Source organism: Tolypothrix sp. PCC 7712, from assembly GCF_025860405.1.
Classification (GTDB): domain Bacteria; phylum Cyanobacteriota; class Cyanobacteriia; order Cyanobacteriales; family Nostocaceae; genus Aulosira; species Aulosira diplosiphon.
On the sequence record NZ_CP063785.1, the window covers coordinates 376,025 to 402,229 of the forward strand.

The 26,205-nt window shown below is 39.6% G+C and carries 7 protein-coding genes; all 7 read right to left on the minus strand.

Annotated features, from left to right (window positions below):
* Window positions 1–64: 64 nt before the first annotated feature.
* Window positions 65–1,384 (minus strand): sensor histidine kinase, encoded by a 1,320-nt coding sequence (locus HGR01_RS01445; RefSeq protein ID WP_045869969.1) that lies wholly within the window; start codon window positions 1,382–1,384, stop codon window positions 65–67.
* 25 nt (window positions 1,385–1,409) lie between these two features.
* Window positions 1,410–3,515: an ATP-binding protein gene (locus HGR01_RS01450; protein ID WP_045869970.1), complete on the minus strand. Its 2,106-nt coding sequence runs from the start codon at window positions 3,513–3,515 to the stop codon at window positions 1,410–1,412.
* Between the two features lie 78 nt (window positions 3,516–3,593).
* Window positions 3,594–4,754 (minus strand): sensor histidine kinase, encoded by a 1,161-nt coding sequence (locus HGR01_RS41895; RefSeq protein WP_369792175.1) that lies wholly within the window; start codon window positions 4,752–4,754, stop codon window positions 3,594–3,596.
* Between the two features lie 70 nt (window positions 4,755–4,824).
* The gene (locus tag HGR01_RS01455; RefSeq protein ID WP_369792176.1) at window positions 4,825–9,378 is read right to left on the minus strand and encodes an ATP-binding protein; all 4,554 of its coding nucleotides are present in this window, start codon (window positions 9,376–9,378) and stop codon (window positions 4,825–4,827) included.
* A gap of 76 nt (window positions 9,379–9,454) precedes the next feature.
* Window positions 9,455–14,857: an ATP-binding sensor histidine kinase gene (locus tag HGR01_RS01460; RefSeq protein WP_045869971.1), complete on the minus strand. Its 5,403-nt coding sequence runs from the start codon at window positions 14,855–14,857 to the stop codon at window positions 9,455–9,457.
* 75 nt (window positions 14,858–14,932) lie between these two features.
* Window positions 14,933–20,341 (minus strand): ATP-binding sensor histidine kinase, encoded by a 5,409-nt coding sequence (locus HGR01_RS01465; RefSeq protein ID WP_045869972.1) that lies wholly within the window; start codon window positions 20,339–20,341, stop codon window positions 14,933–14,935.
* A gap of 54 nt (window positions 20,342–20,395) precedes the next feature.
* Window positions 20,396–26,191 (minus strand): ATP-binding sensor histidine kinase, encoded by a 5,796-nt coding sequence (locus HGR01_RS01470; RefSeq protein WP_045869973.1) that lies wholly within the window; start codon window positions 26,189–26,191, stop codon window positions 20,396–20,398.
* Between the last annotated feature and the right edge of the window lie 14 nt (window positions 26,192–26,205).

Here is a 26,205-nt window from a genome sequence, read left to right on the forward strand (position 1 = left end):
TTAACCTGAATTCGGTATACGCTCAAACCCTGATTTTGTCGTTAGTTTTGACAGCCTGAAAAACTTATACTTTCGTACCAGTCTTCAAATTTAAGCCCTGAACCCAAACTGAAGTTAATTTACACGGTATTTCAATAATAAATTCAGTACCTTCGCCTATAGTAGATTGACAAGATAACTTACCTCCATGAGTTTCTTCGACAATTTGTTTAGCTATAGCCAACCCTAAACCTGTGCCTTTACCGACAGCTTTGGTAGTAAATAAATGGTCAAAGATTTTTTGTTTTACCTCTTCGCTCATACCTTTACCATTATCTACAATAGAGATTTTTACAGATTGATCTGCTATTGATGTGGTAATTGTAATGGAGTTAGGATGAGCTTGAATTTCCTCCAGATTACGTCCGTAATTCGATTCCTCTAATGCATCGATCGCATTGGCAATTATATTCATAAACACCTGATTTAATTGACCCGGAAAACAATCGATCAATGGTATGTCACCGTAATTGCGGATTACCTCGATCGCCGGACGGTGTTCATTAGCCTTGAGGCGATATTTCAACATCAGCAGGGTACTATCAATTCCCTCATGCAGGTTCGCACTAACTTTGTATTCCGTATCAGCACGGGAGAAGGTGCGGAGACTGGTGCTGATGGATTTGATCCGATCAGTTGCCCCTTGCATTGAGTTGAGCAACTGGGGTAAATCTTCGCAGATATATTCCAAATCAATATCTTCAGCATGAGCTTGAATCGGGGTGACTGGATGCGGATAATGCTGTTTGTAGAGGGTCAAATGTTCGAGTAAGTCTTGCACATAGTCTCTGCCGTTATTAATGCTGCCATTGAGGAACCCGATCGGGTTATTGATTTCGTGAGCAATACCCGCAACCAAATTGCCCAAAGCCGACATTTTTTCGCTCTTTACCAGTTGTATTTGAATACTCTGAAGTTCAGATACATGTTTATTCACTTCCTGCTCTAGCTTTTGGGTTAAGCGATGTAACTTTAAATGGGTTCTGACTCGTGCTAGTACTTCTCGTGCTTCAAATGGTTTAGTGACATAATCAACGGCACCCAGTTCCAAAGCCTTCACTTTATTTTCCGCATCTGAGAGAGCAGTCATAAAAATAACTGGAACATTTTGGATGAGGGGAAGGGATTTTAGACGTTGACAGGTTTCAAATCCGTCAATCCCTGGCATCATAACGTCCAGCAAAATCAGGTCAGGGATTTCTTGTACAACTTGTTGGATCGCTCGCTCACCACTGGTTGCTATCGCTACCTCAAAACCTTGATTTTCAAGAGTTTCACGGATGACATCAATATTCGTTGGAACATCATCAACGATGAGAATTAATCCTGCGTCAGTACTGCTCATTGAAGTTTACGCCTCAAAAATTGGATTATACATTTAGATAGATTTGTAGCTGTTCTTCAATTTTCTCGAACTGATACTGTTGAGCCAATTGCAGAATTTTCTCAGCAAATACTTGGAAGCGAGGATCTTGCTGCTTCATGTCTGTGACTAGATCGGTAAATTTTTTGAAGCGTCCCTTTTGTGCCAGGGAAAGCAGTTCCTCTAGCACTGAGGAGGGAGGGGGAATCACCTCGGCAGGGTCTGAGGGAGCAATGTCTTCATGGCAATCCTCTGATGATGTTTCATACAACCAATTCAGATGTAAATATTTCTCTAATAGTTCAAGCAGCATACTTGCGGGAACTGGTTTGGGTAAAAAATCGTCACCGCCTGCTTGAAGTGCCATTTGTCGATCGGTGTGGGCAACAGAAGCGGAGGAGACTAGGACTTTTAAATGCTTGAATGACTCTGATTGCCTAATTTGCTTTAACAGCTCATACCCATCCATGACGGGCATCGTAATATCTGTAATGATCAAGTCAGGCTGATTTTTCTGAATTCGATCGAGACATTCCTTGCCATTATCGGCTTCTAGGATATTGAAACCAAGAGGTTCTAGCAGATTGAGTAACACAGCACGGTTTTCCCAGCGATCGTCTACGACAAGAATATGGCGTTGCCTACCTTCATAACCGATGGGGTTGCCTAAAGCTTTCGTCTGCTGTTGCTGCCAGTTGTTGATCACAGGGACAGCGATCGTAAAGGAGAAATCACTGCCAACGCCTTGTTGGCTCTTGACTTCAATCTGTCCACCCATTAAATTGACGATCTGCTGACTAATCGCAAGTCCTAAACCCGTACCTTCAACTTTGCGATTCTGTTCACCCACCTGTTCAAATGCTTGAAACAGTTTGCTAATATCTTCGGAGGCAATCCCAACGCCTGTATCCGCCACAGTAAAGTTCAACTTGACCATTTGTTCAACAGCCTCAGTCTGGCAACTGACTCGTAGCATCACCCTGCCTCGATCTGTGAACTTAATTGCATTGCCCAACAGATTAATCAAAACTTGACGCAGTCGTTTTTCATCGGCGGAAATCCCCTCCGGCAAGTTAGCATCCGGTTCATAGTGAAACTCAATCTTTTTTTGCTCGGCTCGAATCTGACAGATTTCAACCACCCCTTGCAGAAATGAGGGCAGGTGAATTGCTTGTGGAGTTAGGTCTAATTTACGAGCTTCAATTTTGGAGAGATCGAGGATATCATTGATCAAAGTCAGTAGGTGAGTGCCACACTGATGAATAATACTAACTCCGTGGCGCTCTTTGTCTGGGAGCATTGTAGAGCGATCGAGGATTTGAGCATAGCCAAGAATGCCATTGAGCGGCGTGCGAAGTTCATGGCTCATGTTAGTGAGAAATTCGCTCTTTGCCTGGTTGGCAGCATCGGCGAGAGCCTTGGCCGTTTCCAGTTCCTCTGTGCGCTGCACCACCTGTTGCTCAAGGGAGGAATTTAAGTCTTGTAATTTGAGTTTTGTCTCTCTTAGCTCCTGCAAATCGTTTTGGTTTCTATACCCTTCTCGCCGCAGCCAAATTGATAGGTAAAGAATCATGCCCACAAAAGGTAAAAAGTAGCTCACATGGACAAAAAACATTTGCCGGAAGTGTGGGCTAGCAAACACATAGATTGGCAAACCAAGGGTTTGAGCATAGCCCAGTACCAGATGGTGTGAAGAAAAAACAATTGTGGCTACAAAAATAGTTCGCCAGTCACGATAGTACAAAAGAATGCCAATCAGCCCAAAGGATGCAAAATGCGCCTCTGTAACTCCACCATTTTGGTGGATGATTAGCCCTGTGTAAATCATAAAGCTAGTAGCGATAAATAACCGAGTGATTAATGCTCCGGTATATCGATGCACCAACGCAATAGATGCGATTAGTGTGGGCAATCCAATGCCACAGGCTGCTAGCCAAGTATCTCGGAGTGGTGAAATAGCCAAGCAAACTAAGGTGAGGAAAATGCTCACACCCACCATGATCCGATCGGCATTTTCTCGATATCCTTGTAGAGTGGAATCAAACGCAGCTTCGTTGACAAAAATGTTGATCCCTGAAGGATCAAGATTGATAGGTTGGTTCATCGCTTTCATAATCTCCTTATATAGCGGATTTCAACTCAATCTAGTATTCCCGGATAGATGAATTTATCTATAAGTAAAATCTCTAATTTACAAGGGAATTTCAATGATAAATTCAGTACCTCCTCCTAATGCTGAGTGACATTTCAACTTACCACCGTGAGTTTCTTCAACAATTTGTTTAGCTATAGCCAAACCTAAACCTGTACCTTTACCGACTCCTTTAGTAGTGAATAAATGGTCAAATATTTTTTGTTTCACTTCCTCGCTCATCCCCTTACCATTATCAGCAATAGCAATTTTGACAAGATTATTTTCCCTAGAAGTTGTCACAGTAATGCAGTTGGGATGAGCTTGAATTTCCTCAAAAATTCGTCTGTGATTCGATTCATCTAAAGCATCAATCGCATTGGCTAAGATATTCATAAATACCTGATTTAATTGCCCAGGGAAACATTCAATTTGGGGTAAATCACCGTAGTTAGTGATTACTTCAATGGCGGGACGTTGTTCATTAGCTTTGAGACGGTGTTTGAGAATTAAGATTGTACTATCAATGCCTTCATGAAGATTAAATGGCACTTTGTAATCTCTGTCAGCACGAGAGAAAGTGCGTAAGGAAATGCTGATATTTTTTAATCTGTCACAAGCCATTGTCATAGAATCGAGCATTTTAGGCAGGTCTTCTAAGGTATAGTCCAAGTCAATTTCTGACTCATGGTTGAGGATTTCTTCAGTTTTATCGCTTAAAGTTTCTTGATAGATTTTCAAATGTTCAACAATATCAGCAAAGGTGGGTTTAGCTTGTTTGAGAGTAGCCGCAATAAAGCCCAAGGGATTATTCATTTCGTGGGCGACACCAGCAACTAAGTTACCTAATGCAGACATCTTTTCACTTTGTACGATTTGTAATTGGGCGTTTTGCAAAGCTAGTTCAGCTTGTTTGCGTTCACTGATATCCAACAACAGTCCATCCCAGACTAACGTGCCATCGACAAGTTTTTCTATGCGTGCTTCCCCGTGAATCCACTTGGTAATTCCAGAGGGGGTAACAATTCGCCCCTCCCACCGCCAAGGAGTCAAGGTTTGAACTGAATCTGCAATCGACTGACGCTGAGATTCAGCATCCTCTGGATGCGCCATATCCAAGATGATCTGCACATTGGCGATCGCTTGTTCGGCGGTGACTTCATAGAGGTCATAACAGTCGTTACTAATGTATGACATTGACACCGAACCATCAGTAGTCATCAAAAATTGATACACCACCCCAGGAACGTTATCTACTAGATTATGGAAACGAGATTGAGCAGTTTTTAACTCATGGAGCGATCGCTTGTTGGGCAGATTCTAAGGAATGTTGATAAAGTTGGGCATTTTCTAGGGAAATGGCGGCTTGGGCGCAGAGTAGGTTGAGGAGTTCGACGCGCTCTTTTGTAAACGCCCCGGTTGCTAAACTATTTTCTAGATATAAAATCCCCAGTAATTTTCCTTGATGCAAAATCGGGCTGCACAAAATACTCTGAGGTTGCTGGCGGATAATATAGGGTTCATTAGCTAAGGTGGTATCTACGGTTGCATCCAATAAGACAACAGTTTGTTGACTGTGCTTAACTTTGTAAATCAGCTTGTGGGGAATCTCTTGACTATCTTCCACAGGAATTTGCTGCAATACCACTGGGTTTGTTCCTTGGATAATTGAGCCTTTAATTACCAGACGCTCATCTCGCAACAGCATTAACACACACTTATCAGCCCCAGCAGTTTCGATGATGATAGACAGTAACGATGAAAGTAGTTTGTCTAGTTCGATTTCAGAGGAGATAGTCTGAGAAGCTTTGAGAATTGCTTTTAAATCGAGAGTAGCTGAGACACTGCTACTGCTGGATGTACCAGAACTGGTAGATGTCACAGTCCCCAAGCTGATGATAGTTTCGTTAGTAGAAACAACAGAACGACTTTGCTGTAATATAGGGGCGAGTAATTGGGGATAGCGTTTTTCTAAGTCGGCGACTTTGGCTTTTGCTCCCCAACGAGCATAACAATAATATGCTTCCTGCATATAACCTGCGGCGACTTTCTCTTTCCCCCAAGCCAGGTAAAATTTTGCTGCTAATTCGTTAGCTAAACCCTCTTCTTGAATATAGCCATTGGCTTTAGCACCTACAATAGCGCGATCGTAGCAGTCTCCTGCTTCATAGTTATGTCCTAATACCTGATATTGTTCAGCTTTGACCAAATCAAACTTATGCTGATGATTCATGGGAGCATATTTAACCCATTGTTGTTGCAATTTTGTTTGATTTTCTTCTACCTGTTGCAGTAGTTGCGATCGCTCCTCTAATCCTTGACGCAAAGTAGCCAACGCCGTCAAAGAATCGTAGAAATAAAATTCCGCTTCTCCCAAACTTCCCGCTCCACCGTTGAAATAGCGTTTTACCTCAACGGTATAAATCCGAGCAGTTTCTACATAGTCAAATAAACAACACAACATCAGTTTAAGCACATAAAATGCGTACAAGCACAGCACGTCACGCACTGAGATGAGTTGGGGGAGAAACTCTGTCTCTTCAATGGCTTCCCCCGCAAAAATATGGGGAGATTCTGAATCTCCTAACAAATTTAAAGTACCTTGCCAATAGACTCGACACCAATTTGCTGGGGTTAATTGACTCATTTGGACTAACGCCTGATGATAGGCGCGAATTTCTGGCTCTAAGATATCGAGAGGACGACCGCACCAGAAGGAATTAGCACAGAAAGCATGGGCATTATATCCGGCATACTCTATGTTTCCCACTTCCAATCCTGTAGTGTATCCTTCTTGTATCAAAGGTAGAACGTCTCGAATGTGGAATTTGCGATGTGATGTAAACAGCCCAGCCACATGAAATACCTCTGGTTTAATCACTTTTGCGTCTAAGGTTGAGGTAAGTTGTATAGCCAACTGATTGAATTTCACTGCTACATCCACATCTTGTAAAAAATTAGCAGCAATAATGCTGTAGCAAGAATAAGCAGCTATAGAAGCGGGTGTATTACCATATTCAATGGATAGCTTTACGGGTATCGTCACCAGCGCAACATACAACGAAGAACCCGATATATAGGCAGATGAGAACAAACGAGTTACGATTTCAATGATCGCTATAATTCGGCGATCGCTCATTCTCGGTAGGTGTACCAAATCCTCAATGTCACGCTCTCCTATCAGTTGATTTACCTCAGCGATAATCGGCAGAAAATCATCCTCCGTCATGGTTTCGGGCAGTGGTAAGCCCAGCAAAGCTAAAACATTTCGGGCTACCTCAATCGATTCCAGTAATTTGTTTTGAGAGATCAGAGAAACAATGCGAATCCGGTAGACGTTGACTTTTTCTAGTACAGAGTGTACTTGCTCAATTACTGTTTCAATCATAGATTCCATCGCCGCATAATCTCCGCATAAAGATGCTAATTCTGCGGCTAACTCGTAGAAAGCCAAGGTGATTTCATACTGTCTTTGCCAAGCTGTTTCTCCCAACAAAGATAAGCCGATGCGAACATATTCGCGCCCCCCTTGATAAGCTGTTGTCGTCCTCGCTTTACGAGCTGCAATCAGATTGAGACGAGCGAGATCATCCCGTTGGTGTTGCTCGCTCATTAATGTCTGGCCATGATTTAATTGACCGACTAACTCAAATATGCGTTCTTCTGTGTCTTCTGAGGATATTTGGGATAATAGTAATTGTCCAATTTTGTAGTGAGTTGCCTGTTTTTGTTCATCAGGAATCAGAGAATAAGCTGCTTGCTGTACTCGGTCATGTAAAAATTTGTAATTAACAGTCTGTTGATTTTCTGAGGTATGTTTTAAAGTTTCTGACCCAATATAAAATTTATAAACATCGCTAATTGGTAAAATCAAACCTTCTTGTAATGCTTTCCACAAAATAGCAGCAGTTTCAATTTGAGATTGTTGTGAAACAATTGCTAAAGTAGCTAAGTCAAAAGAGTTGCCAATACAAGCCGCTAACTGCAATCCCTGTTGAGTTGATTGCGGTAGTTTTTGCAATTGCAAACTCATAAAAGCTACAATGTCATCTGTAATTGCTTGCAGTTTGACTTCAGCAATATCACATTGCCAACAGTTTAATTCAAAATCAAAGCTAATCAGTCCATCTTGATGCAATGCTTTAAGAAACTGGGTGGTAAAAAATGGATTACCTTTGGTTTTTTGATAAATTAATTTAGAAAGACTCCAGACCAATTCTTCTGCACATTTGAGTGTTTCAGCTACTAATTGATTGACTTTGATTTGACTCAGTGGTGCTAAAGTAATTGTGTTAATGGTGGCTTGTGTCTTGTGGATTTCGCTCAAGGTTATCAATAAGGGATGTCCTGGATTAACTTCGTTATCACGATAGGCACCAATAATGAAAAGATGACCGGTATCAGCCATTAATAGCTGCATTAACTTGAGTGATGCGGAATCAGCCCATTGTAAATCATCCAGGAATATGACTAAGGGATGTTCTTTAGTTGTAAAAACTTGGGTGAATTTTTGAAATAATAGATTAAAGCGATTTTCTGCGGCTACACCTGATAGTTCTACTGCGGGAGGTTGAGTACCAATAATGTTTTCTAATTCGGGAATGACTTCAATAATTACCTGACCATTTTCGCCTACAGCCTCTAATATTTTGTGCTTCCATTCCTGAATTTGGGCATCGCTTTCGGTTAACAATTGCCCCATTAAATCGCGGAATGCTTGCACAAAAGCCGAAAAGGGAATATTGCGTTGAAACTGGTCATATTTACCTTTAATAAAATAGCCCCGTTGTCTAACGATTGGTTTATGCACTTCATTAACAACCGCAGTCTTACCAATTCCAGAGAAACCAGCTACCAGCATCATTTCGGTTGCACCAAGGCTGACTCTATCGAAGGCTTCTAGTAGAGTTTGAACTTCGGATTCTCTGCCATATAATTTATCAGGAATAATGAAGCGATCGCACAAATCCCGACTCGCAATTTTAAAGTCTCCAATCTCACCAGTTTCTTTTAGCTGAATTAAACATTTTTCTAAATCAAACTTCAAACCTAACGCACTCTGATATCTATCTTCAGCATTCTTTGACATCAATTTACTGACGATTTTTGAGATAACCAAGGGAATATCTGGATTAATTTCATGTATGAGGGGCGGAATTTTCGCCAGATGAGAATGTACCAATTCCATTGCATCATGAGATGAGAATGGTAACTCATCTGTAAGTAATTCATAGAATGTCACACCCAAAGAATAAAAATCTGTACGATAATCAATTCCCCGATTCATTCTCCCTGTTTGTTCAGGAGATATATAAGCGAGTGTTCCTTCTAAAACATTCGGGTTAACTAGGGTTTGGGTTTCTCTGGGTAATAGTGATGCGATACTAAAGTCAATTAATTTAACCTGTTTCGTTTCAGGATTAATTAAGATATTGCCGGGTTTAATATCTTTATGAATAATTCTTTCATGGTAGAGTAAGTCTAGGATGTCACAAAGTGCGATCGCTATTACTAAAAACTCTTGTAGAGATGGTAAGGTTTTCCCCATTCTCCACTCCTTGAGAGAAATACCGCCAAAGTCTTCCATGACTAACATATAGCCATTATTGATTGCGTCAAGGCTATAGGTTTGAATAATTAGAGGTGAGTTGAGATTTTTCCCTATGGTATATTGATTGCGAAATAATAAGAGTTCGCTAAAGCTGGGATAGGGATTTTTTAGTAGTTTAATAACTACTGGTACTGAGTCACTTTCTCGAAGTGCGCGATAAACCAGCGTTCTCGAACCATTGTAGAGTTCTTCACTAATGCGATATCCGGGAATACTGACAAGAGTGCTAACCATAATTGCGCTCATTCTGATGATTTCTCAATCTAGTATTCCCAGATAGCTGAATTGATCTCAAAGTGAAAGCTAAGATTTACACTGGTATTTCAATAATAAATTCAGTACCTTCGCCTAGACTAGATTGGCAAGATAACTTACCTCCGTGTTTTTCTTCAACGATTTGTTTAGCTATAGCCAAGCCTAAACCTGTGCCTTTACCAACTCCTTTAGTAGTAAATAAATGGTCAAAGATTTTGTGTTTTACCTCTTCGCTCATGCCCTTAGCATTATCTGCAATCGAGATTTTTACGGATTGCTCCGCTATTGATGTAGTAACTTTAATTTGGTTAGGATGAGCCTTAATTTCCTCCAGATTACGTCCGTAGTTTGATTCCTCTAATGCATCAATTGCATTCGCTAGAATATTCATAAATACCTGATTTAATTGCCCAGGAAAACATTCAACCAGGGGTAAATCACCGTAGTTAGTGATTATTTCAATCGCTGGACGTTGTTCGTTAGCCTTGAGACGATGTTTGAGAATTAAGATTGTGCTATCAATGCCTTCATGAATATTAAATGGTACTTTGTAATCTCTATCAGCACGGGAGAAAGTGCGTAGGGAAGTACTAATGTTTTTTAATCTATCGCAAGCCATTGTCATGGAATCGAGCATTTTAGGCAAGTCTTCTAAGCTATATTCCAAATCGATTTCCGACTCGTGGTCGAGGATTGCTTCAGTTTTATCGCTTAAGGTTTCTTGATAAATTTTCAAGTGTTCAATAATATCGGCAAAGGTCGGTTTAGCTTGTTTGAGAGTTGCCGCAATAAAGCCCAAAGGATTATTCATTTCGTGAGCGACACCAGCGACTAAGTTACCCAATGCAGACATTTTTTCACTTTGGATAATTTGTAATTGGGCTTGTTGTAAATCTTGCAGTGCTTGTTGAGCTTGTTGGTAAAGTCGGGCATTTTCTAGGGAAATGGCGGCTTGGGCGCAGATGAGGTTGAGTAGTTCGATGCGTTCGCCCTTGGCGTTGGCGGAGCCATCGCTTGTAAACGCTCCTTTTGCTAAATTATTTTCTAGATATAAAATCCCCAGCAACTTACCTTTATGTAAAATTGGCATACACAAGATACTTTGAGGTTGCTGACGGATGATATAGGGATCGTTAGCAAAGGTGATATCTGCGGCTGCATCCAACAAGACAACAGTTTGTTGGTTGTTTTTGACTTTGTAAATCAGCTTGTGGGGAATATCTTGGCTGTCTGCAATGGCAAGACTTTGCAACACAATGGGTTGTGTTATTTGGGTAATTGAGCCTTGAATTAGCAGATGATTGTCTTGCAACAGCATTAACACACATTTATCAGCCCCAGCATTTTCGATGACGATGGTAAGTAACGATGAAAGTAGCTTGTCTAGTTCGATTTCACCGGAGATAGCCTGAGATGCTTTGAGAATTGCTGTTAAATCTAGGGTATCTGAAACACTGGTGCTGTTGGATATAGCAGAACTGATGGAGGTGACAGTCGCCAAAGGAAAAATAGTTTCGTGAGTAGAAACAACCGAACGGCTTTGCTGTAATATAGGTGCGAGTAATTGGGAATAGCGTTTTTCTAAATCAGCGACTTTGGCTTTGGCTCCCCAACGGGCATAACAATAATATGCTTCTTGCATATAGCTGACAGCGATTTTTTCTTTACCCCAATCAAGATAAAATTTGGCAGCCAGTTCGTTAGCTAAAGCTTCATCTTGAATAAAGTTGTTTTCTTTAGCTAGAAAAATAGCACAGTCATAACATTCAATGGCATCAATTTTGTTACCCAATACTCGATGATGTTCTGCGGCGACTAATTCCCAGCGATGGCGATGATTACAAGCAGCTAAATTTGCCCAATGCTGTAATTTATCTTGATGGTGTTGTACTGTTAGTAAGATTGACTCACGCTCTTGTGTGGATGCTGTTGCATACTGAGTTAATTGAATCAGCGCATCATAAAATGAGTAGAGGGGAATCATAAATTGCCCCACGCAACCATCTAGATATTGTCCAGTTTGAGCAGATGTTTTATATGCCTCACTATTTTGCCCGAAGAGATAATAGAGAAAGGCTTGGTTGAGATACCACATACACAACGCTGTTCTTTGATTGACAGCTTGTAGTTTAGGGAGAGACAATTCTTTACTAAAAATATTTCCACTCAGGCAATGTGGCACTTCTGCTTGCCCTAATAAATTTAGTACAGTTTGTTGATAAACTTCTTGACAATCTAGAACGATTTCTTGTTTGTAGCGATGAGTAATTTGACGATAAACATCCATTGTCTGTGCCAGTTCTGTTAGTTCTTGACCTGTATGGTAAGCGTAATAACAGTATGACATAGCACCCCGGCAAGCCATCTCAATTTCTCCAGTTTCTAACCCACTGTGGTAGGTTTCTTCTAATCCAGAAAGCACTTGAGAAAGAGGAATTTTCCAATGTTTAGTGAAGAGATAAACTATATACAAATTGCGAGTTTTTAATGATATTAATTGGAATTTTTCTCGAAGGTTTAATGCTAATTCTCCAAACTGATAACCGTTTTCGATATCGCCAATAATGCCACATAAAATTAACCCATAATCACCGTAAGCAAATACAGAAACAGGACAGTTACCAAATTTGATAGATAATTCTACCTGCTTGAAAATGAGTAATGGCATAAGATTGGGAGCCACCATATATGCAGGAGGTACTAAAGCTGTCAAGATTTCCATTGCTGCTATCAGATGGGGATCTGTCATTATTGGTAGATATAAGAAACTACTGGAGTCTTTGTCTGCCCAAAGTAGTTGCGTTATACTAAAAGCTTGGCCAATATCTTCCTGAGTAGGTTGTTCGGGAAATTCAATACCAAAGGAATTTAACAAATTTAACCCCATTTGCACAGAATTTAGGAGTTTTCCTTGAGCGTTAGAACCTAAAATCCGAGTTTGTTGAACTTTGATCGTATCAAGTAAGGTTTTTGCTTGTTGCAATACCACACTTGCCCATTCTTCCATCTGCTCAAAATTGGTGTTGAGATAGCTGGCTTCGGCGATTTCTTCATGAAGTGCCAGAGTCAAGGGATAATGGCTTTCCCAAGCAGTTGCAGGTAACAGTTCTATACCTATGCTTAGATAATTAATGGCTGCATTATAGGCAGTAGAAACCTTAGCTTTGCGTCCAGCCGCAAGATTTAAGTCAGCTAAATTTTCTCGCTCTTGGGGTGTTGTAATTAGGGCAATACCAACATTGCAATGATTGACGATATCAAATAATCGTTCTTCCCTTTCGCTGGGGTCAGAATTTTGCAATAATAGCCGACCAATTTGCAGGTGAGTAGTTTGTTTTTGCTCGTCAGCAATCAGTGAATAAGCTGCTTGTTGTACTCGGTCATGTAAAAATTTGTAGGTAACAGTTGCTTGATTTTCTAATGTCTGTGACTGGGTTGCTTGTCCGACATAAAACTTATAAACATCATTAATTGGTAAAATCAAACCTTCTTGTAATGCTTTCCACAAAGCAGATGCTGTCTCAATTTCTGATTGTTGTGAAACAAGGGCCAAAGTATTTAAATCAAAGGAGTTGCCAATACAAGCAGCTAACTGCAATACTTCTTGAGTTGATAAAGGTAGTTTTTGCAGTTGCAGACTCATAAAAACAACAACATCATCTGTAACTGCTTGTGTTTTTACCTGGGCAATATCACATTGCCAACAGCCTAATTCAAAATCAAATTGAATTAATCCTTCTTGATGTAGTGCTTTGATAAACTGCGTGGCAAAAAACGGATTACCTTGAGTTTTTTGATAGATTAATACTGAAATATTCCAGGCTAATTCTTCTGGACATTTGAGGGTATCAGCTACTAAATGGTTGACTATATTTTGAATTAAGGGTTTTAAAGTAATTGTATGAATCTGAGCTTGTTTTTTTTGGAGATCGCCCAAAGTCAACATTAATGGATGTGCTGGTGGAACTTCGTTATCGCGGTATGCACCAATTAATAATAGATGGCATGTATCAGCCATTAATAACTGTATTAATTTTAATGATGCCGAATCTGCCCATTGCAAATCATCTAAAAATATGACTAAGGGATGTTCTTTAGTGGTAAAGACTTGGGTGAATTTTTGAAATAATAAGTTAAAGCGATTTTCGGCGGCGGTTCCTGATAATTCTACTGCTGGGGGTTGTTCGCCAATAATGTTTTCTAATTCTGGGATGACTTCAATTATTACCTGTCCGTTTTCACCTACAGCCTCCAATATTTTATTTTTCCATTGCTGAATTTGCTCATCGTTTTCTGTTAATAATTGCCCCATTAAATCTTTAAAGGCTTGCACAAAGGCAGAAAAGGGAATATTGCGATTAAACTGGTCAAATTTGCCCTTAATAAAATAGCCGCGCTGTCTGACAATGGGTTTATGCACTTCGTTGACAACCGCAGTTTTCCCAATTCCCGAAAACCCAGCCACTAGCATCATTTCTGTTGCACCAAGGCTGACTCTCTCAAATGCTGCTAATAGGGTTTTAACTTCCTTGTCTCTGCCATAAAGTTTATCGGGAATAATGAAGCGATCGCACAAATCCCGACTAGCAATTTCAAAGTCTCCAATCTCACCAGTTTCTCTTACCTGAGTTAAACATTTTTCTAAATCAAATTTCAATCCCAATGCACTCTGATATCTATCTTCGGCATTTTTCGCCATCAATTTGCTGACAATTCCTGAGAGGACTGAAGGGATATTGGGATTAATTTCATGTAATAACGGTGCAGTTTTAGCAAGATGAGAATGTACCAATTCCATCGCATCATTTGATACAAAGGGTAATTCTCCTGTCAGTAATTCATAGAAAGTTACACCCAGGGAATAAAAATCTGTGCGATAATCAATAGAGCGATTCATTCTCCCTGTCTGTTCTGGAGAGATATAAGCAAGTGTACCTTCTAAAACATTGGGGTTAACTAGAGTTTGGGTTTCTCTGGGTAATAGGGAAGCAATACTAAAGTCGATTAATTTAACTTGTTTGGTTTGAGGATTAATTAAGATATTGCTGGGTTTAATATCTTTATGAATAATTCTCTCATGGTAGAGTATATCTAAGGTGTCGCAGAGTGCGATCGCTATTTCTAAAAACTCCTCAACAGATGCGACACTCTGATTTTTAGTGAAATAATCCTTAAGGGAAATACCGCCAAAATCCTCCATGACTAACATATAGCCATTATTGATTGCATCAAGGCTATAGGTTTGAATAATCAGAGGTGAGTTGAGATTTTTACCAATAGTGTATTGATTGCGAAATAACAACAGTTCGCTAAAACTGGGATAAGGATTTTTCAGCAGTTTAATAACTACTGGTACTGAGTCAGTTTCTCTAACTGCACGATAAACCAGCGTTCTCGAACCATTGTAGAGTTCTTCACTAATGCGATATCCGGGAATACTGACAAGAGTGCTAACCATATTGCGCTCACCCTAATGATTTCTCAATCTAGTATTCCCAGATAGCCGAATTTATCTGTAAGGTAAAGCTAGAATTTACACAGGAATTTTAATGATAAATTCAGTACCTTCTCCTGGTGCGGAAATGCAACTTAATTGACCGCAATGTTTTTCTACGACAATTGAATAGCTAGTTGATAGCCCCAAGCCAGTACCGCTACCTACTGGTTTTGTCGTAAAAAATGGATTAAATATCTGATTTTGCACCGATTGATTCATTCCTATACCGTTATCGGCAATCCGAATAATTACATTTTTAGTTTCAGTTAATTCGGTTTTAATCATAATAGTTGGTTGGCGATTGTTATCTGATGTTTCTAAAGCATCAATGGCATTATTGATGATATTCATAAACACTTGGTTGAGAGCCGAAGCATAACAATTAACTAAAGGTAAGACTCCATATTGTTTACTGAGTATAATTTCTGGACGTTTACTATTACTTTGAAGTCGATGCTGCAAAATTAACAACGTACTTTCAAGACCAGAGTGAATGTCTACTTCTTTGATTTCTGATTCATCCAAGCGGGAAAAATTTCGTAGGGACAGCACTATTTGACGGATGCGTTCTGCTCCCACTTTCATCGAAGATAGGAGATTAGGTAAATCATTTAAGATAAATTCTAGGTCAATATCTGCAATCTTTTGGGCAATTTCTGGCAATGTTTGCGGATAAATTGACTGATATAAATGATTTAACTCAATTAAGGAGGTCACATATTCATTGGCTGCTGATAAGTTGCCATAGATAAAATTAATCGGATTATTAATTTCATGAGCAATTCCCGCAACTAATTGTCCTAAACTGGACATTTTCTCAGCTTGAATTAGTTGGGCTTGAGTTGAGTACAGTTGATTGAGTGTTGACTCTAGCTGAGTGGCTTTTGTTGTTAATTCCTGAGTACGTTCTGCTACTTTTTGTTCAAGATTATGGGAATAGTTCTCTAATTGATGATACAGTTTGGCATTCTCTAGAGAAATTGCCGCTTGGGTGCAGAGTAAGTTGAGTATTTCAATGCGTTCGCTGGTAAATGCTCCCAATGTTAAATTATTTTCTAAGTATAAAATGCCCATCAATTTGCCCTGATTAAGAATTGGCGCACAGAAAATACTCTTGGGTGCATGGTGCAGAATATAAGGATCAGCCAGCAAAGTTGGCTCGACTACGGCATTTTCTACAACAGCCGCAACCAGAGTATTTTTAACTCGATTAATTAAGCTAACAGATACGATTTCTTCACAGGGTAGAGATTGTAAAATTATGGCTCTTTGTTGGAATTGAGATAATGCTTCAATTACCCAACAATCACCTTTTGGCATCAGTAATGCACATTTATCGGCTCCAGCATTTTCCAAAATTACTTGAAGTAAGGTTGAGAGTAATTTCTCTAACTCAATTTCGCACGAAAGTGATTGAAAGGCTTTAATAATAGTTGCTAAATCAAGGGCTTGTGAAAGGCTAGTATTGCTCAGGGAGGAACTTTGAATTGTGTGAGAGGAGATAGACAGGATTGTTTCTGTTGGTTTGAAAGTCGGTTGTTGTTTGTGCAGAATTGGTAGCAGTAATTGGGGATAGCGGCGTTCTAAATCGATGACTTTGGCTTTTGCACCCCAACGGGCATAACAGTAATAAGCCTCCATCATGTAGGTTTGAGCAATTTTTTCTTTGTCCCAATCAAGATAGAATTTGGCAGCCAATTCGTTAGCTAAGGCTTCTTCGTTGAGGAATTGGTGAGTTTTAGCCAGGGTAATGGCTTGCTCGTAATGCTCCATTGCTGCTAATTTATCGCCACAAACTCGACACTTTTCTGCTTCCACCAAATGCCATTTATGTAAATGATTCATGGGTGCATTTTCCGCCCACTGATGCAGAGTTTTTTGATGGGTTTCTACTTCGGCGAAAATTTTCTCTGGTTCTGTGGAAACAAGTGCTAAGTGGGTCAGGGCTGCATAGAAATGGAACAAGGGAACTAAAAACATTCCTGACACTGCCATTAAATAAGATTTAAATTGGGTGATATATTCGAGGGCAGCGTGATAATTGCCAAAAGAGTAGGCAAGTAACAGTTTGTAGTTATAGGTAAAAGCGAACGCAGTGAGATCCCTATCCTGTTCATGCTTCGGGAACATCACCGTTTCATCATAGAAAGTGCCAATTAAGCGATCGCTTTGGCTGACTGTTTCTCTAAATTGCGCCACTGTTTGCTGCACCATATCCAAATAAATCCGCGCCGAATCTTGTTTAAATTGAGCCAGAGCAGTACTGTAAGTATGTAATTCATCTGCCAAAGCGTTCAGTTCTGCACCTGTGAACAACCTCCCAAAGGCATACCCTTGTATGCTATAGCCAGCGTAGAGAAAATCACCGTTTTCCATCCCCGCCCGATAGCTTTCTTTCTGGATGATTAGTGTTGTTAACAGTGCTTGTCGGTGATGGTGGATGAAAGCCCCAAAAAGGTTGAGAGTGATGCACTTCATACCTGGAACATTCAATTTTTCCAGTAATGAGAGAGCTAATTTACCAAACTCATAGCCAATTTCGACTTCGCCAAAAAAAGCACACATCACCATCCCATGAATTGCATAGCCAGGGATTGAGGCGGGAGTATTACCAAATTCCAGCGATAAGCGTACCATCGTCGCACCGAGAATAGGCATTAAACCAGGTATTCCCAGTAATACTGGTGGAAACAACATACTTAATATCTGGATTGCAGCTTGAGCTTGAGGTTCGCTCATTAGGGGTAAATCTATCAGTGCAGCAATTTCTCGGCTTTGGAGTTGCTGATTCACTGCTGCTAAGGCTTTCCTAATCTGCGTTTCGTCTACTTGGCTGGGTAATTCTACTCCCAGTTGAGCTAGAGCTTCTCTACCTACTGCGATCGCTGCTAATATTTGGCTACTAGCGGTGAGTGCGGCAATTTGAATTTCGTAGATTTTAACTTTGTCAATAATGCTCTGTGCCTGCTGCAACACCAAGAAAGCAAGTTGTTCCATAGCGTCAAAATCACCATTCAAATAACTGGCTTCTGTTGCTGCTATATACAAATTCAAAGCTAATTCATACTGACTTTGCCAACAATTAATCTCTAATAACTCAATTCCCGTCTGAAAATACTCTCTAGCGGCGGTGTATGCAGTGGAATTTCGAGCTTTATTTCCAGCTTTTAAGTTGAGTTTTGCTAAGGCTTTTCGTTCTTGTGGTTGATGAATTAATACTTGTCCTTGATTCAAATGTCCCACAATATCAAACAGTTTTTCTTCTCGTTCTATTTCAGCAGAATTTTGCAGAAGTAACTGTCCTATTTTCAGATGCGTTACTTGCTTTTTTTCATCAGGAATCAGGGAATAAGCTGCTTGTTGAACGCGGTCGTGTAAAAATCGATAAACTGGATTAGCTGCTGCATAATCACTAGATATATGTTCAAATTTAACAAAGAATTTATAGATTTTCGTGTTCGGAATAATCAGCCCTTCTTGCAATGCTTTCCATAAATCTGCCGCAGTCGCTTCTAGTACTTGTTCTGAAATAATCGCCAATGTTTGCAAATCAAACTGTGCCCCTATGCAAGCTGCTAACTTGAGAATATTTTGAGTGTGTTGTGGGAATTTCTGCAATTGTAGGGACATAAATTCAACCACATCATCAGTAATTGCTAAAGCTTTGATTCGAGCGATATCGCACTGCCAATTGCGAGATGCGAAGTCAAAGGTAATTAGCTGTTCATTATTTAATGCTTTAAGAAACTGGGTAGAGAAAAAAGGATTACCTTTGGTTTTTTGATAAATTAATGTTGTCAAAGATTGTGCTGGCAATAATTCACAATTTAGTGTATCTGCGACTAACTGGTTGAGCTTGGCTTCACTTAATGGTTGGAGAATGATTTTATTAACTAATACTTCAGATTTTTTCAGTTCATCTATCGTCATGATAAATGAGTGAGTTGATGATACTTCATTATCCCGGTATGCTCCCAATAACAATAAATATTTTGTATCTTGCATCAACAGTTGTAACAATTTTAGCGATGCAGAATCCGCCCATTGCAAATCATCTAAAAACATCACTAAAGGATGTTCTTGATTAGTAAAAACTTGTACAAACTTTTGCAAGAGCAAATTAAATCTATTTTCGGCAGCAGTTCCTGATAGTTCTGTAGCTGGTGGTTGTGCGCCAATAATATGTTCCAATTCGGGAATTACATCAATTAAAACTTGTCCATTTTCACCCACAACTTCCAGAATTTTGGTTTTCCAAATTTGCAATTGTGCATCAAATTCTGAGAGTAATTGCCCCATTAAATCGCGGAATGCTTGCACAAATGCCGAAAACGGAATATTTTGTTGAAATTGGTCATATTTACCTTTAATAAAGTAGCCGCGTTGTCTGACAATGGGTTTATGCACTTCGTTGACAACCGCAGTTTTCCCAATTCCAGAAAACCCTGCTACCAGCATTATTTCTGTTGCGCCTTGACTGACACGTTCAAAGGCTTCTAGTAGGGTTTGAACTTCGGTTTCTCTACCATAAAGTGTATCAGGAATGATGAAGCGATCGCACACATCCCTTTGTCCAATCTCAAAGCTTTGAATTTCTCCAGTTTCTTTTAGCTGAATTAAACATTTTTCTAAGTCAAATTTTAATCCCAATGCACTCTGATACCTATCTTCGGCATTTTTCGCCATCAATTTACCGACTATTTCTGAGATAACTGAGGGGATATCTGGATTAATTTCATGTATTAATGGGGGATGTTTAGCGATATGACAATGTACCAATTCCATCGCATCATTAGATGCAAAGGGTAATTCTCCTGTCAATAATTCATAGAATGTCACACCCAGAGAATAAAAATCTGTGCGATAGTCAATCCCCCGATTCATTCTCCCTGTTTGCTCTGGAGATATATAAGCGAGTGTACCTTCTAAAACATTGGGGTTAACTAGAGTTTGGGTTTCTCTGGGTAATAATGATGCAATACTAAAGTCGATTAATTTAACTTGTTTAGTTTCAGGATTGATTAAGATATTGCTGGGTTTGATATCTTTGTGGATAATCCGCTCATGGTAGAGTAAATCTAGGATGTCGCAGAGTGCGATCGCTATTACTAAAAATTCCTCTCTAGATGTAACACGCTGATTTTTAGAAAAATAATCCTTGAGGGAAATACCGCCAAAATCTTCCATGACTAACATATAGCCATTGTGCAGAGATTCAAGGCTATAGGTTTGAATAATCAGGGGTGAGTTGAGATTTTTGCCAATGGTGTATTGGTTGCGAAATAATAACAGTTCGCTAAAGCTGGGATAAGGATTTTTCAGCAGTTTAATGACTACTGGTACTGAGTCAGTTTCTCTAACTGCGCGATAAACTATTGTTCTCGAACCATTGTAGAGTTCTTCACTAATGCGATATCCGGGAATACTAATAAGAGTGCTAACCATATTACGCTCATCTGATATTTTCTCAATCTAGTATTCCCAGATGGATAAGTAGAGCTACAATTTATACGGCATATTAATGATAAATTCAGTGCCTTCACCAATAATAGATTGGCAAGACAATTTTCCACCGTGGGTTTCTTCAACAATTTGTTTAGCTATAGCCAAACCTAAACCTGTGCCTTTACCGACAGCTTTGGTAGTAAATAAATGGTCAAATATTTTTTGTTTTACCTCTTCGCTCATGCCCTTACCATTATCTGCAATAGCAATTTTGATAAGATGGTTCTCCCTAGAAGTTGTTACGTTAATACAGTTGGGATGAGCTTTGATTTCTGCAAAACTCCGGACGTTGTTTGATTCTTCTAATGCATCAATTGCATTAGCTAGAATATTCATAAATACCTGATTTAATTGCCCAGGGAAACATTCTATTTGGGGTAAATTACCGTAGTTAGTGATTATTTCAATCGCTGGACGTTGTTCGTTAGCCTTGAGACGATGTTTGAGAATTAAGATTGTGCTATCAATGCCTTCATGAATATTAAATGGTACTTTGTAATCTCTATCAGCACGGGAGAAAGTGCGTAGAGAAGTGCTGATATTTTTTAATCTATCGCAAGCCATTGTCATGGAATCGAGCATTTTGGGCAAGTCTTCTATGGTATAATCCAAATCAATTTCTGACTCGTGGTCGAGGATTTCTTCAGTTTTATCGCTTAAAGTTGCTTGATAGATTTTCAAATGTTCAACAATATCAGTAAGTGTGGGTTTAGCTTGTTTAAGACTGGCAGAAATAAAACCTAAAGGATTATTCATTTCATGGGCGACACCAGCAACTAAGTTACCCAAGGCAGACATTTTTTCACTTTGAATGATTTGTAATTGGGCTTGTTGCAAAGCCAGTTCAGCTTGTTTACGCTCGCTAATATCCAACAACAGTCCATCCCAAATTAATGTGCCATCAACCAGTTTTTCTATTCTTGCTTCTCCGTGAATCCATTTAATAATTCCAGAAGGTGTAATAATTCTTCCCTCCCACAGCCAGGGAGTTAAGGTTTGAATTGAATCTGCAACCGACTGATAATAAGATTCAATATCTTCTGGATGTCCCATATCTATGAGGATCTGCACATTGGCGATCGCTTCCTCAACACTGATTTCATAGAGGTTATAACAGTCACTACTCATGTATGACATTGACACCGAACCATCGGTAGCCATCAGGAATTGATACACCACCCCAGGAACGTTATCTACTAGATTATGGAAGCGGGATTGGGCAGTTTGTAACTCATGGAGCGATCGCTTTAATTCTTGAGCAGATTCCTGAGAACGTTGATAAAGTTGGGCATTTTCTAGGGAAATGGCGGCTTGAGCGCAGATGAGGTTGAGTAGTTCGATGCGTTCGCTCGTAAACGCCCCCTGTGCTAAATTATTTTCTAGATATAAAATGCCCAACAACTTACCTTGATGCAAAATCGGGCTGCACAAGATACTTTGAGGCTGTTGACGGATAATATAGGGGTCGTGAGTTAAGCTGATATCTGCGGTTGCATCCAATAAAACAACAGTTTGTTGACTATGCTTGACTTTGTAAATTAGCTTGTGGGGAATATCTTCGCTATCTTCAATAGAAAGACTTTGCAACAAGACTGGTTTTGTTCCTTGGGTAATTGCACCTTGAATTAATAGATGATTGTCTTGCAACAGCATTAACACGCATTTATCTGCGCCAGCATTTTCGATGATGATGGAAAGTAACGATACAAGCAGTTTTTCTAGTTTGATTTCACCAGAAATTGTCTGAAATGCTTGGAGAATTGCTTTTAAATCTAGAGTATCGGAGACACTGCTGCTAGAGGCTGAAGCACTGCTTTTTGTGAAAGTCCCCAAGGGTAAAATAGTTTCGTTAGTGGAAAAAGGCGAACGGTTTTGTTGTAATATGGGGGCGAGTAATTGGGGATAGCGTTTTTCTAAATCGGCGACTTTGGTTTTTGCTCCCCAACGAGCATAACAATAGTAGGCTTCAATCATGTATTCTTGAGCTATACGCTGTTTGCCCCAATCAAGATAGAATTTTGCAGCTAGTTCGTTAGCTAGTGCTTCTTCTTGTATGTATTTGTTAGCTTTCGCCCCAGAAATTGCCTTGTCATAACATTCAGTTGCTGCGATTTTTTCACCCAAAACCCGATGACGTTCAGCCTCTACTAAATACCATTTATGCAGGTGATTCATGGGGGCTTGTTGCGCCCATTGATGCAGAATAGTTTGATGGCTTTGCATCTCAACTAGAATGTCTGCTGAATCGGTTGGCGACTGACTGGGTAAAAGTGCTAGATGTGTGAGGGCAGCATAAAAGTGGAAAATGGCAATATGCACAGATCCGGCTGCTGCCATAAAATAGGGCTGGATTTGGTGAATATAGTCAAGGGCAGCCTGATAATTGCTAAACCAGTAAGCAAGCATCAGTTTGTAGATATATGCAAAAGCGATAGGCACAAGATCGTTGTCTTGCTGATGCTTCGGCCACATTAGTGTTTCATCGTAAAAAGTGCCAATTAAGCTATCGGGTTGACTGACTGTTTCTTGCAAATTCTCCAATACTTGACGCACTAAGTTTACTAGAATACAAGTCGCATCTTGTTTCACTTGGGTCAAAAACAGACTGAAAGCAGGTAATTCGGCAGACAAAGTATCTAAGTTTACATTAGCGAACAGTGCCATATAGGCATAACCCTGCATATCATAGCCAGCATAGAGAAAATTGCCAGTTTCCATACAACCTGTATAGGCTTCTTTCATGGTCAATAGCGTTGCTAACAGCGATTGTTGGCGATGTTGGATAAAACCGCCAAAAATACCAGCAACAAAGCCCTTTATCGCTTGGTTGTTGAATCTTTCCTGTAAGGAGATAGCTAAATAACCAAACTCGTAGCCAGTTTCCACCTCGTTAAAAAAAGAACATAACATCATGCCATGAGTTACATATCCTATGATTGAGGCGGGATTATTACCAAATTGCAGCGATAAGCGTACCATTGTTGCACTCAGCAGGGGTAATAGACTCGGATTGCCAACCAATATGGGTGCAAACAAAATTTTCAACAATTGCATTGCGGCGATCGCTTTGGGTTCACTCATTATGGGTAAGTCTATGAGTGAAGCAATTTCCCTACCGTTGAGTTGGGCTTGCAAGTCTTGTAAGGCTTTGCCAATCTGAGTTTCGTCTGCTTGTGTGGGTAAGTCTATGCCAAATTCTTTTAGTGCGTCTCTGGCGATGGCGATCGCTTCTAACATCTGGCCGCGAGCTGTTTGGGCGGCGATTTGAATTTCAAAAATCTTTACTTTGTCAAAAATCGTCTGCGCCTGCTGCAATACTAGTGCAGCCTGGTGTTCCATGCTTTCAAAGTCACCATTCAAATAACTGGCTTCGGCAGCTGCTACATACAAATTTAGGGCTAATTCATATTGTGTTTGCCAGCAGTTGGACTCTAAAAGGGCGATCGCCGTTTGGAAATACTCGGTAGCGGCACTATAAGCAGTAGCAGTTTTAGCTTTTACCCCTGCTTGAAAGTTTAATTGGGCTAGGGTTTGGCGATCGTTTGGTTGAGTGATCAATCCCAAACCTTGATTTAGATGACCAACAATATCAAATAGTCTTTCTTCTTGCTCATGTTCTAACAATCGTTGCTGAAGTAATCGTCCAATTTGTAGATGAGTTACCTGTTTTTGGTCATCAGGAATTAGAGAATAAGCCGCTTGTTGGACTCGGTCATGTAAAAATTTGTAATTAACAGTTTGTTGCTTTTCTGAAGTAGATACTTGAGTTTCTTGCCCAACATAAAACTTATAAACATCACCAATTGGTACAATCAAACCTTCTTGTAATGCTTTCCATAAACAAGCTGCTGTTTCAATTTCGGATTGTTCGGCAACAATTGCTAAAGTGGCTAAATCAAAAGAGTTACCAATACAAGCAGCTAACTGCAATACCTGTTGAGTTGATGGCGGTAATTTTTGCAATTGCGAACTCATAAAAGCCACAACATTATCTGTGACTGCTTGGATTGCCACTTGGGAAATATCACATTGCCAACAGCCCAATTCAAAATCAAAGTAAATGATATTTTCCTGGTATAATGCCTTCAGAAAATGGGTAGTAAAAAATGGATTGCCTAAAGTTTTTTGATAGATTAATTTAGAAAGATTCCATGCCAAATCTTCTGAGCATTTGAGTGTATCAGCCACTAATTTATTTACTTTTCCTTGACTCAGAGGTGCTAAAGTAATCTTGTTAATTGTGGCTTGTGTCTTTTGGATATCACTCAAGGTCATCAATAATGAATGTCCAGGGGTGACTTCGTTATCACGATAAGCTCCAATAATGAAAAGATGACCTGTATCAGCCGTTAATAGCTGCATTAACTTTAATGAAGCAGAATCAGCCCATTGCAAATCATCTAAAAATATGACTAAGGGATGTTCTTTAGTTGTAAAAATTTGAGTGAATTTTTGAAATAATAAATTAAAGCGATTTTGTGCGGCTGTTCCTGATAGTTCTGTAGCTGGTGGTTGTTTGCCAATAATGTTGTCTAATTCGGGTATAACGTCAATAATGACTTGTCCATTTTCCCCAACAGCCTCTAATATTTTATGTTTCCATATTTGAACTTGCACATCACTTTCTGTTAACAATTGCCCCATTAAATCGCGAAATGCTTGCACAAAGGCACTGAAGGGAATATTCCGTTGAAATTGGTCATATTTACCTTTAATAAAATAGCCGCGTTGTCTGACAATTGGTTTATGCACTTCGTTGACAACGGCTGTTTTTCCAATTCCAGAAAACCCAGCAACAAGCATCATTTCTGTTGTGCCAAGGCTAACTCTATCAAATGCTTTTAGTAGGGTTTGAACTTCTTTGTCTCGTCCATAAAGTGTATCAGGAATGATGAAGCGATCGCACACATCTCGACTAGCAATTTCAAAGCTTTGAATTTCGCCAGTTTCTTTTACCTGAGTTAAACATTTTTCTAAATCAAATTTCAATCCTAATGCACTCTGATACCTATCTTCGGCATTTTTCGCCATCAGTTTATTAACGACTTCTGAAATAACCGAAGAGATATCTGGATTAATTTCATGTATTAATGGGGGATTTTTAGCAAGATGAGAATGTACCAATTCCATCGCATCATTAGATGCAAATGGTAATTCTCCTGTCAGTAATTCAAAAAATGTTACACCCAAAGAATAAAAATCTGTGCGATAATCAATTCCTCGATTCATTCTCCCTGTTTGCTCTGGAGATATATAAGCCAGTGTTCCTTCCAAGACATTGGGATTAACTAGGGTTTGGGTTTCTCTGGGTAATAGGGAAGCAATACTAAAATCGATTAATTTAACTTGTTTAGTTTCAGGATTAATTAAGATATTGCTGGGTTTAATATCTTTGTGGATAATCCGCTCATGATAGAGTAAGTCTAAGGTGTCGCAGAGTGCGATCGCTAAAACTAAAAACTCCTCTCTAGATGTGACACGCTGATTTTTTGTAAAATAATCCTTGAGAGAAATTCCCCCAAAGTCTTCCATAATTAACATATAGCCATTATTGATTGCTTCCAGGCTATAGGTTTGGATAATTAGGGGGGATTTGAGATTTTTGCCAATGGTGTATTGGTTGCGAAATAACAACAGTTCGCTAAAACTGGGATAAGGATTTTTCAGCAGTTTAATGACTACTGGTGCTGAGTCAGTTTCTCGAACTGCGCGATAAACTATTGTTCTCGAACCATTGTAGAGTTCTTCACTAATGCGATATCCGGGAATACTGACAAGAGTGCTAACCATATTGCGTTCATCCT